13 protein-coding genes are annotated in these 12,961 nt (G+C 66.1%); 5 read left to right on the top strand and 8 right to left on the bottom strand.

All coding sequences use genetic code 11. From position 1 onward, the window contains the following. Positions 1-21: 21 nt before the first annotated feature. The 4 genes from smc to HQR01_RS02210 form a co-directional block, all read right to left on the bottom strand. Positions 22-3,444, bottom strand: coding sequence for a chromosome segregation protein SMC (smc, locus tag HQR01_RS02225; protein WP_173212165.1), 3,423 nt, complete (start codon positions 3,442-3,444; stop codon positions 22-24). A gap of 32 nt (positions 3,445-3,476) precedes the next feature. Further along, positions 3,477-4,220, bottom strand: coding sequence for a DsbA family protein (locus HQR01_RS02220; RefSeq protein WP_173212164.1), 744 nt, complete (start codon positions 4,218-4,220; stop codon positions 3,477-3,479). Positions 4,221-4,330: 110 nt separating this feature from the next. Continuing rightward, positions 4,331-5,032 carry a thioredoxin domain-containing protein gene (locus HQR01_RS02215; protein WP_234030294.1) on the bottom strand — a complete coding sequence of 234 codons (702 nt, stop codon included), beginning with the start codon at positions 5,030-5,032 and terminating at the stop codon, positions 4,331-4,333. A 2-nt stretch (positions 5,033-5,034) separates the two neighbouring features. Further along, on the bottom strand, positions 5,035-5,577 hold the full coding sequence (locus HQR01_RS02210) for a DUF721 domain-containing protein (protein WP_173212162.1): 543 nt from the start codon (positions 5,575-5,577) through the stop codon (positions 5,035-5,037). Positions 5,578-5,606: 29 nt separating this feature from the next. Here HQR01_RS02210 and HQR01_RS02205 point away from each other — a divergent pair, with 29 nt between their 5' ends. Beyond that, positions 5,607-6,620 carry an A/G-specific adenine glycosylase gene (locus tag HQR01_RS02205; RefSeq protein ID WP_173212161.1) on the top strand — a complete coding sequence of 338 codons (1,014 nt, stop codon included), beginning with the start codon at positions 5,607-5,609 and terminating at the stop codon, positions 6,618-6,620. Here the strand turns inward: HQR01_RS02205 and HQR01_RS02200 are convergent. Beyond that, entirely contained in the window at positions 6,617-6,838 is a 222-nt protein-coding gene (locus tag HQR01_RS02200; protein WP_173212160.1) for a hypothetical protein, read from the bottom strand. The genes HQR01_RS02205 and HQR01_RS02200 overlap by 4 nt on opposite strands. A 108-nt stretch (positions 6,839-6,946) precedes the next feature. On the opposite strand from HQR01_RS02200, the gene HQR01_RS02195 reads away from it, so the two are divergent. The 4 genes from HQR01_RS02195 to HQR01_RS02180 are packed head-to-tail and all read left to right on the top strand — an operon-like array spanning position 6,947 to position 10,585. Next, positions 6,947-8,251, top strand: coding sequence for a serine hydrolase domain-containing protein (locus HQR01_RS02195; protein WP_173212159.1), 1,305 nt, complete (start codon positions 6,947-6,949; stop codon positions 8,249-8,251). Between the two features lie 8 nt (positions 8,252-8,259). Then, positions 8,260-9,117, top strand: coding sequence for an NAD(+) diphosphatase (gene nudC, locus HQR01_RS02190; protein ID WP_234030219.1), 858 nt, complete (start codon positions 8,260-8,262; stop codon positions 9,115-9,117). Further along, complete coding sequence (locus HQR01_RS02185; protein WP_173212158.1) at positions 9,114-9,797, top strand: DsbA family oxidoreductase; 684 nt, start codon at positions 9,114-9,116, stop codon at positions 9,795-9,797. The genes nudC and HQR01_RS02185 overlap by 4 nt, the downstream gene beginning before the upstream one ends. After that, positions 9,794-10,585 (top strand): SDR family NAD(P)-dependent oxidoreductase, encoded by a 792-nt coding sequence (locus HQR01_RS02180; protein WP_173212157.1) that lies wholly within the window; start codon positions 9,794-9,796, stop codon positions 10,583-10,585. Before HQR01_RS02185 ends, HQR01_RS02180 begins: the two co-directional genes overlap by 4 nt. Here HQR01_RS02180 and HQR01_RS02175 read toward each other — a convergent pair. From HQR01_RS02175 to mgtE, 3 genes are all read right to left on the bottom strand, one after another. Continuing rightward, positions 10,582-10,974 (bottom strand): DUF1489 family protein, encoded by a 393-nt coding sequence (locus HQR01_RS02175; protein ID WP_173212156.1) that lies wholly within the window; start codon positions 10,972-10,974, stop codon positions 10,582-10,584. The genes HQR01_RS02180 and HQR01_RS02175 overlap by 4 nt on opposite strands. Before the next feature lie 109 nt (positions 10,975-11,083). Further along, positions 11,084-11,449, bottom strand: coding sequence for a GFA family protein (locus HQR01_RS02170; protein ID WP_173212155.1), 366 nt, complete (start codon positions 11,447-11,449; stop codon positions 11,084-11,086). 3 nt (positions 11,450-11,452) lie between these two features. Then, positions 11,453-12,913 carry a magnesium transporter gene (gene mgtE, locus HQR01_RS02165; protein WP_173212154.1) on the bottom strand — a complete coding sequence of 487 codons (1,461 nt, stop codon included), beginning with the start codon at positions 12,911-12,913 and terminating at the stop codon, positions 11,453-11,455. Between the last annotated feature and the right edge of the window lie 48 nt (positions 12,914-12,961).

The following is a 12,961-nucleotide window of genomic DNA, read 5'->3' as shown; positions in this document are numbered from 1 at the left end:
GACATGGGGCAGCGGTTGTCGCTACTCCGCCGCGAGCAGTTCCTCGGCCGCGCCGAGGTCGACGCTGACCAGCCGGCTCACTCCCTTCTCGATCATCGTCACGCCGAACAGGCGGTGCATGCGGCTCATCGTCACGGCGTTGTGGGTGACGATGAGGTAACGGGTGTCGGTTTCGCGGACCATGGCGTCGAGCAGGTCGCAGAATCGATCGATATTGGCATCGTCGAGCGGCGCGTCGACTTCGTCGAGCACGCAGATCGGCGCGGGATTGGTCAGGAACAGGGCGAAGATCAGCGCGGTTGCAGTGAGCGCCTGTTCGCCGCCCGACAATAAGGTGAGCGACTGCAGGCGCTTGCCCGGCGGTTGGGCGAAGATCTCAAGACCCGCTTCCAGCGGATCGTCGCTGTCGACCAGCGCGAGATGCGCCTCGCCGCCTTCGAACAGGCGGGTGAACAGGCGGCGGAAATGGGTGCCGACCTGCTCGAAAGCGATGCGCAGTCGCTCGCGACCCTCGCGGTTGAGGCTGCCGATCGATCCGCGCAGCCGGCTGACCGCCTCGCGCAACTCGGCCTGCTCCTCGGCATTGGCGCCGTGTTCACTCTCGATCCGCTCGAGTTCCTCGGCCGCGACGAGATTGACCGGACCGATACGCTCGCGACTGGCCGTGAGGCGGTCCATCTCCTCGCTTTCGGCATCGGCGCTGCCGATCTTGGAGTCGTCGAAGGAAAAGCGTTCGGCGAGCAGGGGTGGCGGGCATTGGAAGCGCTCGCCCGAAATGCGCGCCATTTCGATCCGTCGGCCGTCCTGGTTTTCGGCGCGGGCGGCCAAGCCGGCGCGGTTTTCGCGCGCCTCGGCCAGGGCCTCATTGGCGGTGGCGAAAGCGCGCTCTGCAGCCTGTGCAACCTCGCTTGCAGCGGAGACTGCCGCTTCGGCCTCGGCGAGTTCCTTGCCCAGGCGTTCGCGCACTACGTCGCCCTGTTCGATCTCGCGCATCAGGCCTTCGGGCTTGGCCGCGACCACGGCGCGTTCCTGCTCGATCTCCTCGGCGCGGATCTGCATGTCGGACAGCCGCCGGGCCGCATCGCCCGAACGCGCCTGCCATCCGGCCATGTCGCTGCGATGGGCATTGGCCCGTTCGCGCGCCACTGCCAGCGCCTGGTCATGCGCGGCCAGCTCCGCCGCGCGTGCCTGGAGCAGCGATCGCGCGGCTTCATTCTGCGCGCGTGCAGCCTCGAGCGCGGCCCGCCCGGCTGCCGGGTCGGGCAAGGCGTCGCGCTTAGTCTCTGCCGCGGATAGCTCCGCGCGGGAGGCGGCGATCACCTCGCCATGGTCGCGTTCTGCGCGGGCGAGCTCGCCGAGCTTCGCAGCGAGCCGTTCGCGAGCTGCTTCGGCCTGGTCGAGGGCACGCAATGCCTGCCGTTCCGCCTCGGCTGCCGTAGCCAACTCGCGCTCTGCAGCGATCAGGTCGCGCTGGAGCTGAGCCAGTTCAGTGCTCGCGGTATCGAGCGCTGTCTGCGATCGGTCGGCGGCCTCGCGCAGTTGGGGCAGGCGCGCTTCGAGATCGGCGAAACGGTTCTCCGCCTCGAGCCGCGCGGCTTCGGCCGACCCCTCGCCGCGCACCACAAGGCCGTCCCAGCGACGCAACTGGCCTGCCAGTGTAACCAGCGCATGCCCCGGCGCCAGCGTGCGGCCATCGTCGCTCTCGGCGACATGGACCAGCGCAAGCAGGGCGCGCAATTCATCGGGGGCGCTTTCCACGTGGGCCGCAAGGCCGCCCTCGACTGGTGCGGGGGCAGCCGCCCCGGTCCAGTAGCGACCTTCCGCGTCGCCCTCTGGCGCGCCCAGCAGTGCCCGCCCATCGCGACCCAGCGCGGCCGCGACGGCGCGCTCGTAGCCCTTGGCCGCGCGGACGCCGTCAATTGCCTGCTTGCGCCCGCTGCGCTTCTCCGCGGCGCGCTCGCGCGCATCGCGATCGCGCTTGAGCGCTTCCCATTCGCGCTGCACGCCCGAAAGTTCCGCCTTGGCTTCGGCCAGCGCGGAGGAGGCATCGTCGCGAAGCGCCTGCAGCTCTGCCTTGCGCGCCTGCATGGTCTCGAGGCTGGCGCGGCGGGTGGCCAAAGTGGCGGTCGCGGTGGCCAGAGCGGCCTTCGCGGCGTTCACATCGGCGTCGGGATTCTCGTTCGCCAGGGCACCGCGCTGTTCGGCCATGCGGCGGCCTTCGGCTTCGGCCCGATCGAGCCGCGCGCGGGCCTGTGCAATCTCGGCCTCGGCGACGCGCCACTCGGCCTCCACGCCTGCATTGTCCGCGGTGGCCTTGGCCAGCGCCAGTTCGGCGGCACGGCTGGCCCTCTCGGCATCGTCATAGGCCCGTTCGAAGCCGGGCCGCTTGGTCTCGTCTTCGGCCAGAGCCTTTTCGCTCGCGGCCAGTTCGCGTTCGAGCCGAGAGAGCGCCTCGGCAGCGTCTTTGGTCAGGCGATCGGCCTCGCCGCGATCGGCCTCCAACCGCGCCTTCTGCCGGTCGAGATCGGCAAGCCGTTCTTCCGCCGCCTCAAGCTGGCTGGTCAGGGTTGCCATGCGGTGGCCATGGGCCGTGGCATCATCGCGCCGGTCGGCATGTTCGTCACGCGCTTCGGCGAGCGCTTCGGCAGCCGAGCGTTGCGCCTTTTGCGCTTCGTCCGCGGCCTTCTGCATCTCTGCAACCCGCGCTTCGGCGGCCTGCGCGGCTTGCTTGGCTTCTTCGGCCGCCGCTGCCGCATCGCGCCACCGGGCGAATACCAGTCGCGCCTCGGCCGTGCGGATCTCGTCGGACAGCTTGGTGTAGCGTTCGGCTTGCTTGGCCTGGCGGCGCAGCGAGGTGATCTGGCTATCGAGCCCGGCCATGATGTCTTCGAGCCGCTCAAGGTTGGTCTCGGTCTGCCGCAGCTTGCTTTCGGCGTCGCGGCGGCGGACGTGCAGGCCGGCGATGCCTGCCGCCTCTTCCAGCATCATCCGCCGTTCCTGGGGCTTGGCGGCGATGACCTGGGCGATCTTGCCCTGGCTGACCAGCGCCGGACTGTGCGCGCCGGTCGCCGCATCGGCGAAGATCAGCGCGACGTCCTTCGCGCGAACGTCACGCCCGTTGAGGCGGTAGGCCGAGCCGGCACCGCGTTCGATCCGGCGGACGACTTCGAGCTCTTCACCCTCATCGTCGGCGCCATGCAGGACAACCTCGGCGAAGTCGCGCTGCGGGCGGCTTTGCGTGCCGGCGAAGATGACGTCTTCCATCCCGCCCGAGCGCATCGATTTGGGCGAGTTTTCGCCCATGACCCAGCGAATTGCTTCGAGCAGGTTGGATTTGCCGCAGCCATTGGGGCCGACGACACCCGTCAGCCCCGGCTCGATATGCAGCGTGGCAGGTTCGACGAAGCTCTTGAAGCCGCTCAGCCGGAGCTTCGAGATACGCATCGTCGGTTCAGCCCCCCAGCCGCCCCGACGCCTTAACGGGCACCGGCGCGCTGGAGGATGGGTTCTAGCGCGGCCCAGGTGTTGGCCTCGACCGTCTTCCCGTTGAGCACGAAGGTCGGAGTGCCGTTGATCTTGAACTCGGTTGCATATTTCTGCGTATCGGCGGCAGCCTTCTCGATCGCCGGGACATCGGCGAGGCACTGGCGGGCCTGGTCTTCCGAAATGCCGCGCTGGGCGAAGAAATCGAGATAGCCCATCTGCTGCGCCGCAACCACGAAGCGCTGTTCGATCGGCCGCTCCATCGCGGCTTGAAAGGCGGCCTGGTTCGAAGTGAGCGGCTGCATGATTGCCTCGTGGCTCTTCCACACCTGGTCGGACAGCGGCACGATCGCTTCCACCGGGCCGCAATTGGTCAGCCGGCCCAGCAGCAGGTCGATGGGGCCGTGGATGGCGAACTGACGAAGCTCGAAGCTGACACGACCGGAATTGACGTAGTCGTTGAGAAGTTCGTCAGAGCCTTCGATGCTGAAACGCGCACAGGTCGGACAGGTAAGCGAACCGTATTCGATCAGCTTGAGCGGCGCGTCGGGGTTGCCAACCAGGGTCCCGCCATCGGGCGTCGCCACAGCCTTGTCGATCCATTGCGTGCCCTCAGGAGCCGGGATTGCGGCGATCGCATCGCCTTCGAGTGAGGCCGTGTCATCTGCTCCCGATCCGCAGGCGGCAAGCGCCAGCGCAAGTGGGGCGGCGAGGGCGAAACGGAAGCTCTTGGTCATCGGAATCCTCGTATTTGTCCAAGGAAGGCTAGTGCAGGGGGTAAGGGAAATGGAAGGAGGTCAGGGGGGTATCCACAGGGCTTTCCCCCGAATCCCTGCTCGGAAGCGGTTTAGATGGCCTCGTCCAGCTTGGGGCGCAGCGCTTCCCAAGCATGCGTGCCCTCCAGCAGCGTTCCATCGAGCACGAAGCTGGGCGTGCCCTGGAGGCCGTATTTGTCCACATCGGCGCGCGAGGTGTCGGCGATCTCGCGGGCCTTGGCCTCGTCGGCAAGACACCTGTCCGCCTCGATACGGCTGTAGCCGCGCGTTTCCATTATCTCGTAGAAGTCGAGATCGCTGGCGATCGCCTGGAAGCGTGCCGAAAGCGTGCCGAATTGCCAGCGCGATTGCTGCGCCTGCGTGGCTTGGCGCGCCTTCTCGATCCACTGCGGATAGCGCGACATGACGGCTTCGTGGTTGAGCGCGAACTTCTTGGGATCGCCGCAATGGGTGAGCAACGCGGCAGTCAGATCCACCGGATCGCGGATCAGGTGGCGGATCTCGTAATTCATCCTGCCGGTGGGAATGTAGAACAGCTTGAGTGCGCCATCGCCCTCGCGCGCGAAATCGGCGCAGTGCGAGCAGGTGTAGCTCATGAACTCCACCAGCTTCACCGGGGCATCGGGATTGCCCAGCAGGTGCCCGCCTTCGGTTTCGGTTACCGTCGCAGACCAGTTGCCGCGCTTGGGCGCTGGACTGTCCTCTGCACTGGCACCGAGCGCTATCGCGCCGGCCGCGAGGAGGAGGATGGATTTGAGCAGACCCGCTTTCATCGTCACCTGGTATCGTTCCCGTCGTCTTGGTCACCGAAACTGCGCGCGAGCGATTCGAGCACGGCACGCAGTTCGGGGTCGCCGATATCGCGCAGACTGTCGCCCAATTCCATCGGAATCGGCTTGAGCGACGGCGGCGCCTTTGGAGGGTCCCTGCCTGGCGGCGGCTTAACCTCACCTTGCCGCAGCTTGATCCGCGCGACCGCGCGATAGCCGAAGAACCGGTTCACACGCTCTGCGATTTCAGGGAGGATCTGTTGCACCAGGGGGGCGTGGGCGGGCAGCACGATCAGGTGCATGATCCCTTCGGACTTCTCCCCAGGTGGGAAGCGGATCATTTCCGGGGTGCACACGCGGGCATGCGTTTCGCCGACGATTTCGGGCCAGCGGCTCACCACCGAACTCTGCACGAAGCCGAAGCGACGGAAGGCGCTGCGCCCGATCTGCGGCATCAGGTCGCTGATCGGCTTGGCCGCACCGCCGCGCCGCCTTTCGAAGGGCTTGGCGCCCTTTGCGCGCTTCGGTTTGCTGTCGTCCCGTTCCATTGCGCTTGGGCCCATGCCATAGGCAGGCCGTGACCGCCACCGTCTCCGACCTGCTTCTCGACTGGTACGACGCGCATGCCCGCGACCTGCCATGGCGTGCGAGGCCAGGGCATGTGCTGCCGAGCGATGGTTCCTGGCCCTATCGCGTGTGGCTGTCCGAAGTGATGCTGCAGCAGACCACGGTTGCAGCGGTAAAGCCCTATTTCTCCGCCTTCACCCAGCGTTGGCCGACCGTCGAGGCGCTGGCCGCTGCCCCCGAGGAGGACGTCATGGCGGCCTGGGCGGGGCTGGGGTACTACTCGCGGGCCCGCAATCTGGTGAAATGCGCACGGGCGGTGGCCGAACTGGGTGGTTTTCCTGCGAACGAGGAGGAACTCCGCGAACTGCCGGGGCTGGGTGCCTATACCGCCGCGGCGGTCGCGGCGATCGCCTTTGACGAACGTGCCGTGGTGGTCGATGCCAACGTCGAGCGCGTGGTTGCGAGGCTCTTCGCAGTCGAAGAACCCCTGCCCGGGGCGCGCAAGGCGATCCGCGACCATGCAGATCGCATAACCCCGACCCAGCGGGCGGGCGATTTCGCCCAGGCGATGATGGACCTCGGCTCGGGCATCTGCACTTCGCGCGATCCGAAGTGCCTGCTGTGCCCGCTCGCCGGCCACTGCGCGGGTCGCCTTACAGGCGATCCGGCTCGGCTACCGATCAAGGCACCGAAGAAGACGAAGCCCTTGCGCCTTGGCCGAGCATTCTGGGTCGAGCGCGACGATTCGGTTTGGCTAGTCCGGCGGGAAGGCACGGGCATGCTTGGCGGAATGCGTGCCTTGCCCGATGACGGCTGGAGCGCTCGCGGCAATGGCGCGGGTGGCCCTGCGGGCGAAACGCTCGGCCGCGTGCGGCACGGCTTTACCCACTTCGATCTCGAACTTTCGGTTGAGCAGGTAGCCGAACCGCTCGGCGAGGGCGAATGGTGGCCGCTTGAAGAGATCGACCGCGCGGGCCTGCCGACACTGTTCGCCAAGGTCGCGCGGCTGGCGCTCGCGCGTTAGATGATCCCGCCGCCGAGGCTCAGCCGGATCGCGGCGATGACCAGCACGATCAGGCAGAAATTGCGTCCGCCATTGCTCGAGGAAAGCGCCCCCAGGCCCGCGCCGGCGACGGCGAAGGGCAGGGCGATCCAGTTGCCCCAGCCGAGCAAGGGGATCGACGAGGGGATGGCGATGACGAGGGCGATGAGACCCAGCAGGATCGAAAGAATGTTGAGCATGTGTATTATATAACTAAGACAGTATGCGATTGCAACAGTTTCACTTCGCAATTGACCGCTCGGGATGGCTCCACCAGTAATGCGCCGCCCACACTGGAGAGGAAATCCATGGCCTATCGCAGTTTCGAATCCCCCCAACTGTCGCGTCGCGCCCTGTTGCGCTCAGGTGCCTGGCTCACTGCCGGGGCAACGCTGGCCGGGGGGCCTTTCTCCAGCATTGCGCTGGCGCGGGAAACAACCACCGCTTGGCCCGCGGTCACCTCGCTGATCGAGCAGTATGCCGGTGCGCGGAAAGTCGCCAATATGGTCGCGACGCTGGGCTGGGGCGAGAAGGCGGCACAAGTCATTTCGCAGGGAACGCTGGCCATCGGCGGCGAGGCCAAGGCCGGACCGGACAGCCTCTATCGCATCTATTCCATGACCAAGCCCATCACCGGCATGGCGGCGATGATCTTGGTGGACGAGGGCAAGATCGGCCTCGACCAGCCGCTCGCCGATGTCCTGCCCGCCTATGCCAACATGATGGTGCAGAAGACCTATGACGGCTCGGTCACCGATCTCGTTCCGGCCGAACGCCCGATCACTATGCGCATGCTGCTGACCCACACTGCGGGGCTTGGTTACGGCATCGTGCAGCAGGGGCCGATCAAGGACCTTTACGAGGAACAGGGGCTGATCCCCGGACAGGTCAGCCGCCTGCCGATTCCAGGCCTTGGCCGCGCCAAGCCGGTGCGGGGCCTCGACGTCTTCGCCGATCGGCTGGCGAAGGCGCCGCTGGTGCTGCAGCCAGGGACCAAATGGAGCTACTCGGTCGGGCTCGATCTCATGGGTCGGGTGATCGAAGTCGCCAGCGGGCAGAGCTTCGATGACTTCCTCAAGGATCGCATCTTCGATCCGGCTGGCATGACCAGCACCTGGTTCACCGTGCCCGAGAGCGAGGTCGGGCGCCTGACGACCAATTACGGCATTTACAACGGTGCGCCGCTGCCGATGGATCCGGCGTCCAGCTCGATCTATCTCGATGTCCCAGCCTTCCCGATGGGCGGGGCAGGGCTCGTCTCGAGCCCGCGCGATTACGACCGTTTCCTCAAGATGCTGCTGGGCTTCGGCGTGATCGAGGGCAAGCGGGTGATGAGCGAAGCCGCGGTCCGGGTCGGTACGTCGAACCTGCTGCCCGAAACCGCCACGACCAAGGGAACCTGGGTCGAAGGGCAGGGCTTCGGTGCGGGCGGTCGCGTCAATGACGGGGCCTACGGCTGGGGCGGCGCCGCGGGAACGGTCGCCTTCGTGAGTTACAAGGCGCAGCTGCGCGCCAACATGATGACGCAATACATGCCTTCGGACGCCTATCCGCTGCACGCGGCCTTCCCCGAAGCGGTGCTGGCCGACCTCGCCGCGATGACCGGCCTGTGAGAGCGGGCATGCTGTCGTTCACCGGATCACGGCTCGACCGCGCCGACCATGTAAGGGCCGATCCCGACCAGCTGGCCGGCTACATGAACTGGAAGGCGCGGCTGCTTGCGCTCGACGGGCTGATGCCCTCGCTCGACGATGAGGGTCGGCTGGCATGGGGCACGCTGGCCGATGCGGCGGAAGATGCCGAACTGTGTTTCCTCGGCATCGAGAATGGGAAGGCCTGTTTCGCCGCCGTCCCGCCGCGCGGCGATGCCTCGCCGCGCATGGCGAATCCGCAGCTGTGGTCGCTTATGGCGACGTTGCAACACGAAGACCTCGCGTTGTACGGCGGGGCGCGCAGCCTGGTCGATTGGCATGCGCGACACCGTTTTTGCGCGCAATGCGGAGGTTCCACCGTGATCGCCAAGGGCGGCTGGCAGCGCAATTGCGAAGCCTGCGGCACCCAGCACTTCCCGCGCACCGATCCGGTCACGATCATGCTGGTCGAGCACGAAGGCCGGCTGATGCTGGGCCGGGGGCTCGGTTGGCCCGAGGGACGCTTTTCCGCGCTGGCAGGCTTTGTCGAGCCGGGCGAGAGCATCGAGGAAGCGGTCGCGCGCGAGGTCTTCGAAGAGGCTGGCGTGCGGGTGCGCGATGTGAACTACATTGCCAGCCAGCCGTGGCCCTTTCCCAGCCAATTGATGATCGGCTGTCACTCTTTTGCCGATAGCGACGAACTGGACATTGATACCACCGAGATGGCCGAGGTGGTCTTCTTCACCCGCGAGGAGGTGAAGGACGCGCTGGCGGGGAGCGGTCCCTTCGTGGCCCCGCCGACGCATGCTATAGCGCATCACTTGATGCATTGGTGGGTGAGGAAATGAGCGAAGCAAGAACCCTGCGTATCGACATCTGGTCCGACGTCATGTGCCCCTGGTGCCTGGTCGGCTGGGGCAATCTGCAGAAGGGGCTCGAGCAGCTCGAAGGCGAGATCGAGGCGGACATTCGCTGGCATGCCTTCGAACTCAACCCCGACATGCCGCGCGAGGGCGAGGAAGCCCTGTCGCATATCGCGCGCAAATACGGTTCGACCCCCGAACAGTCGCGCGCGAACCAGGCGCGCATGCGCGAAGCCGCGCAGAGTGCGGGCGTATCGCTGGACTATGAAGGGCCGGAGCCCGCGCCCGAACGGCGCATGTGGAACACTTTCGACGCGCATAAGCTGCTCACCTGGGTGTCCGAGGAATTCGGCCCAGAGAAGCAGACCGAGCTCAAGCTCGCGCTGTTCCGCGCGCATTTCAACGATCGGCGCGAGATCGGCGACCATGCGGTACTGCTTGAAGTAGCCGAAAGCATCGGGCTCGATCGGACGGCTGCCCAGGCTGCGCTCGACAGCGAGGAACTGGCGCACAAGGTCCGCGCCGAAGAGCGTGCGGCGTGGGACATGAACATCACTGGCGTCCCGGCGATGGTCGTCGAAAATCGCTTCATGATCCCCGGCGCGCAGCCGCCCGAGGCTTATGTGATCGCGCTGCGCCGCGTGGCCGAACGGGTTCCTGCGTGAACAACTGGCTGCCCGCCACCGCCGTGATTACCGGCGGTGCGTCGGGCATCGGACTTGCCATTGCACAAGAGCTGGCGGCGCGAGGGACCAGAGTCATGCTCGCCGATCTTACTGGCGAGAAGCTCTCCGCCGCACAGGCCGCAATTCCGGGCGCGCTCGCGCAATCCTGCGACGTCGCGATCGAGAGTGAGGTCGAAGCGCTGGCCACTGCCGCGTTCGACCAGCTAGGCACGGTCGAACTGCTGCTCAACAACGCCGGTGTCGGCGGCCCGCGCGGCAAGCTGTGGGAAGTCGATCCGATAGCGGCGCGTGCGCATTTCGACGTCAATTTCTGGGGCGTGTGGAACGGTTGCCGCGCATTCGCCGGGCGCATGGCTGACCAGCAGGTCGCATCGGCGATCTACAACACCGGAAGCGAAAACAGCTTCTTCTGCGCGGTCCCGCAAACGGCCGCCTATATCGCCGCCAAGCATGCGGTACTCGGCCTGACCGAGAGCCTGCGCGAGGACCTGCCCGAACATGTCCACGCTGGGCTGATCGTTCCCGGCTGGGTGTTCACGGCGATCGGCGATGCCCGCGTCATGCGGAACGGCATGGATGTGGGCGAGTTTGCGCGCATCACCGTGCCGCAAATCCTCGCCCGTCGTCGTTTTGTGGTTAGCCACCGAAGCAATCTGAAACGCATCAATGAGAGGATCGACGCATTGCGGGAAAGCTACGTCGAATTCGGGGTGGACGACGATATGGACGTCCGCGACGTGATCGCGCGATTGCGCGAAGGCCGCTAGATCAGCCCCAGCTTCTCCAGCGTGCCTGCCAGCTGGCCCGGCAGTGCGTCACCGATATCCTCACCATCCTCCAGGTCGCGCGGGGCCTTGTCTTCGGTCAGGTAGCGCCAGCCTTGGTGCGCGCGCTTGGGTTGCGGGTAGGTGCGGATCAGCCGCGTCTCCAGGTGGATGTGCCAGCGGCCGTCCTTCGCCTGCGGGAAAGCGATGATCGGTGAGCGGGCGACCAGCGTGTGGTTGAGGATCCAGTAGAGCGACCCGCCGACCATCTCCTCGTGCCGCTTGGGCAAATAGCGCGTGGTCATCAGGAACGGTTCGCGCTCCTCGAACCAGCCTTCGAGATCGGCGTAGCTTTTCGCCCCGAAGGCGATCTTGGTCATATGCAGCGGCATGGGGCTGCGATGTAGAGACTCTCTCCCAAACCTCAACCGGGGAGAGGCGCAGGCTTTTCGATCCTGTAGGGCTGGGCGTGGCGAACTCCCGCTTTGCGGCTCGCTCGTGTCAGGGCATGCCCGCGCCGACCGTCGCACGAACCGTAATGCCTTCGGGATCGAAATCTTCGAGGCAGAAGACGTTGATCCCGACATAGTCCGGGGTCACGCGCTTGCGGTGGAACGGGTAAATGCCGCAGGTCGAACAGAAGAAGTGCCGCGCGGTATGCGTGTGGAACTGGTATTCGGTCAGGCTTTCGGCGCCTGACAGCAGCTCGAACTCGCTTTCGTGCACCTTCACCATCAGCGCGTTCTTGCGGCGACAGATCGAGCAGTCGCAGGTGGTCAGTTCGGGAAAATCAGTGGTGATACGGAAGGTCACGGCGCCGCAATGGCAGCTTCCACGATAGTCCGCGACAGGGCGGTGTTCGCTCAAGGTCTAGCTCACTATGCCGCTCGCCACTGCGAGCCCGAGGAAGGCGAAAAAGCCCATAGAATCAGTGATCATCGTCACGAAAACGCTACTAGCCACGGCCGGATCCTGGTCCAGCCGCTCGAAAGCCACGGGGATGAGCACCCCGGCCGAACCGGCGATCAGCACGTTGATGACCATTGCCAGCGCGATCACCGCGCCAAGCTGGGGCGTGAAGATCGCCGCGGTTGCCGCACCGACCAGCAATGCGACCGTTGCGCCATTGAGCATGGCGACGCGCATCTCGCGCCACAGGATGCGGCGGGTGTTCGATCGGGTCAGCTGGTTGGTGGCGATGGCGCGCACGGTCACAGCCATGGTCTGCGTGCCGGCATTGCCGCCGATGCTGGCGACGATCGGCATCAGCACCGCCAGCGCGACCAGTTTCTCGATGGCCGCACCGAATGCGGCGATGATCAGGCTGGCGACCAGCGCAGTGCCGAGGTTCGCCACCAGCCAGCGCACGCGCGCGGAATAGGCGTCGCGGATCGGCTCGTTGATGTCGCCTTCGCCCGCACCCGACATCAGCAGCGCGTCCTCGCCCGCTTCCTCCGAGATGATGTGGACGACGTCGTCGACGGTCATCTGGCCGACCAGCCGCCCGCTCTCATCGACCACGGCGGCGCTGATCAGCGCGTACTTCTGGAACATCAGCGCGACCTCTTCCTGGTCGAGCATCGCCGGGATCAGAGTCTGGTCGCGCTTCATCACGTCGCCCAGCGGGATCGCGCGCGGGGTGCGCAGGATCCACGAAAGCTGACAGGTGCCGACCGGGTGGTGGCGTTCGTCGACCACGAAGACTTCGAGGAACTCGCTCGGCAGGTCGCGTCCGTCGCGCAGGAAATCGATCAGGTCGCCGACGGTCATCGCTTCGGGCACCGCGACGAATTCGCGGCTCATCAGGCGGCCCGCGGTCTCTTCCGGATAGGCCAGTGCCGACTGGATCGCGATCCGGTCTTCCGCGTCAAGTTCGGCGAGGACCGCGCGCTGGTCTTCCTCGTCCAGGTCCTCGATCAACTGGACCGCGTCGTCGGTATCGAGCTGCTCGGCGATCTGGGCCACTGCCTCGGCGGGCAGCGCCTCCATCATGTCCTCGCGGACGTAATCGTTGAGCTCGGCGATCACCTCGCCGCTCATCAAATCGGTGATCGCGGCGGCCAGCGGCGCGCGGTCGTCCTTTTCGATCAGCTCGAACAGGTCGGCGATGTCGGCGGGATGGAGCGGCTCGACGAGATCGTAGACCGCCTGCCCGTCACCCTTTTCCAGGGCGTCTTCGACCGCACGGACGAATTCGGGCTTGAGCGTGTTCTCCTCGTCCATCCGCTCGTCGTCGATGCGGTCGTCCGGGCGCGCTTCCTCGACTGGCGAATCCGCCAGCATCACATCGTCGTCGTCACGATCCAGAGGGGGGCGCTCATCCTCGGTCATGCGTGCGGTCTAGGCGAGAAGGCTTCAAAAGCAAGCAGAGGGTGACAC

This window comes from Erythrobacter mangrovi (assembly GCF_013260645.1).
Lineage (GTDB): Bacteria > Pseudomonadota > Alphaproteobacteria > Sphingomonadales > Sphingomonadaceae > Qipengyuania > Qipengyuania mangrovi.
Note: the sequence above shows the minus strand (reverse complement) of the source record. Positions and strands in the feature narration are given on the sequence as shown.

Bases quoted from the DNA above. Each gene is read 5' to 3' on its own strand.
- smc (WP_173212165.1), bottom strand. From the start codon at position 3,444: ATGCGTATCTCGAAGCTCCGGCTGAGCGGCTTCAAGAGCTTCGTCGAA.
- HQR01_RS02220 (WP_173212164.1), bottom strand. From the start codon at position 4,220: ATGACCAAGAGCTTCCGTTTCGCCCTCGCCGCCCCACTTGCGCTGGCG.
- HQR01_RS02215 (WP_234030294.1), bottom strand. From the start codon at position 5,032: ATGAAAGCGGGTCTGCTCAAATCCATCCTCCTCCTCGCGGCCGGCGCG.
- HQR01_RS02210 (WP_173212162.1), bottom strand. From the start codon at position 5,577: ATGGAACGGGACGACAGCAAACCGAAGCGCGCAAAGGGCGCCAAGCCC.
- HQR01_RS02200 (WP_173212160.1), bottom strand. From the start codon at position 6,838: ATGCTCAACATTCTTTCGATCCTGCTGGGTCTCATCGCCCTCGTCATC.
- HQR01_RS02195 (WP_173212159.1), top strand. From the start codon at position 6,947: ATGGCCTATCGCAGTTTCGAATCCCCCCAACTGTCGCGTCGCGCCCTG.
- nudC (WP_234030219.1), top strand. From the start codon at position 8,260: ATGCTGTCGTTCACCGGATCACGGCTCGACCGCGCCGACCATGTAAGG.
- HQR01_RS02185 (WP_173212158.1), top strand. From the start codon at position 9,114: ATGAGCGAAGCAAGAACCCTGCGTATCGACATCTGGTCCGACGTCATG.
- HQR01_RS02175 (WP_173212156.1), bottom strand. From the start codon at position 10,974: ATGCCGCTGCATATGACCAAGATCGCCTTCGGGGCGAAAAGCTACGCC.
- mgtE (WP_173212154.1), bottom strand. From the start codon at position 12,913: ATGACCGAGGATGAGCGCCCCCCTCTGGATCGTGACGACGACGATGTG.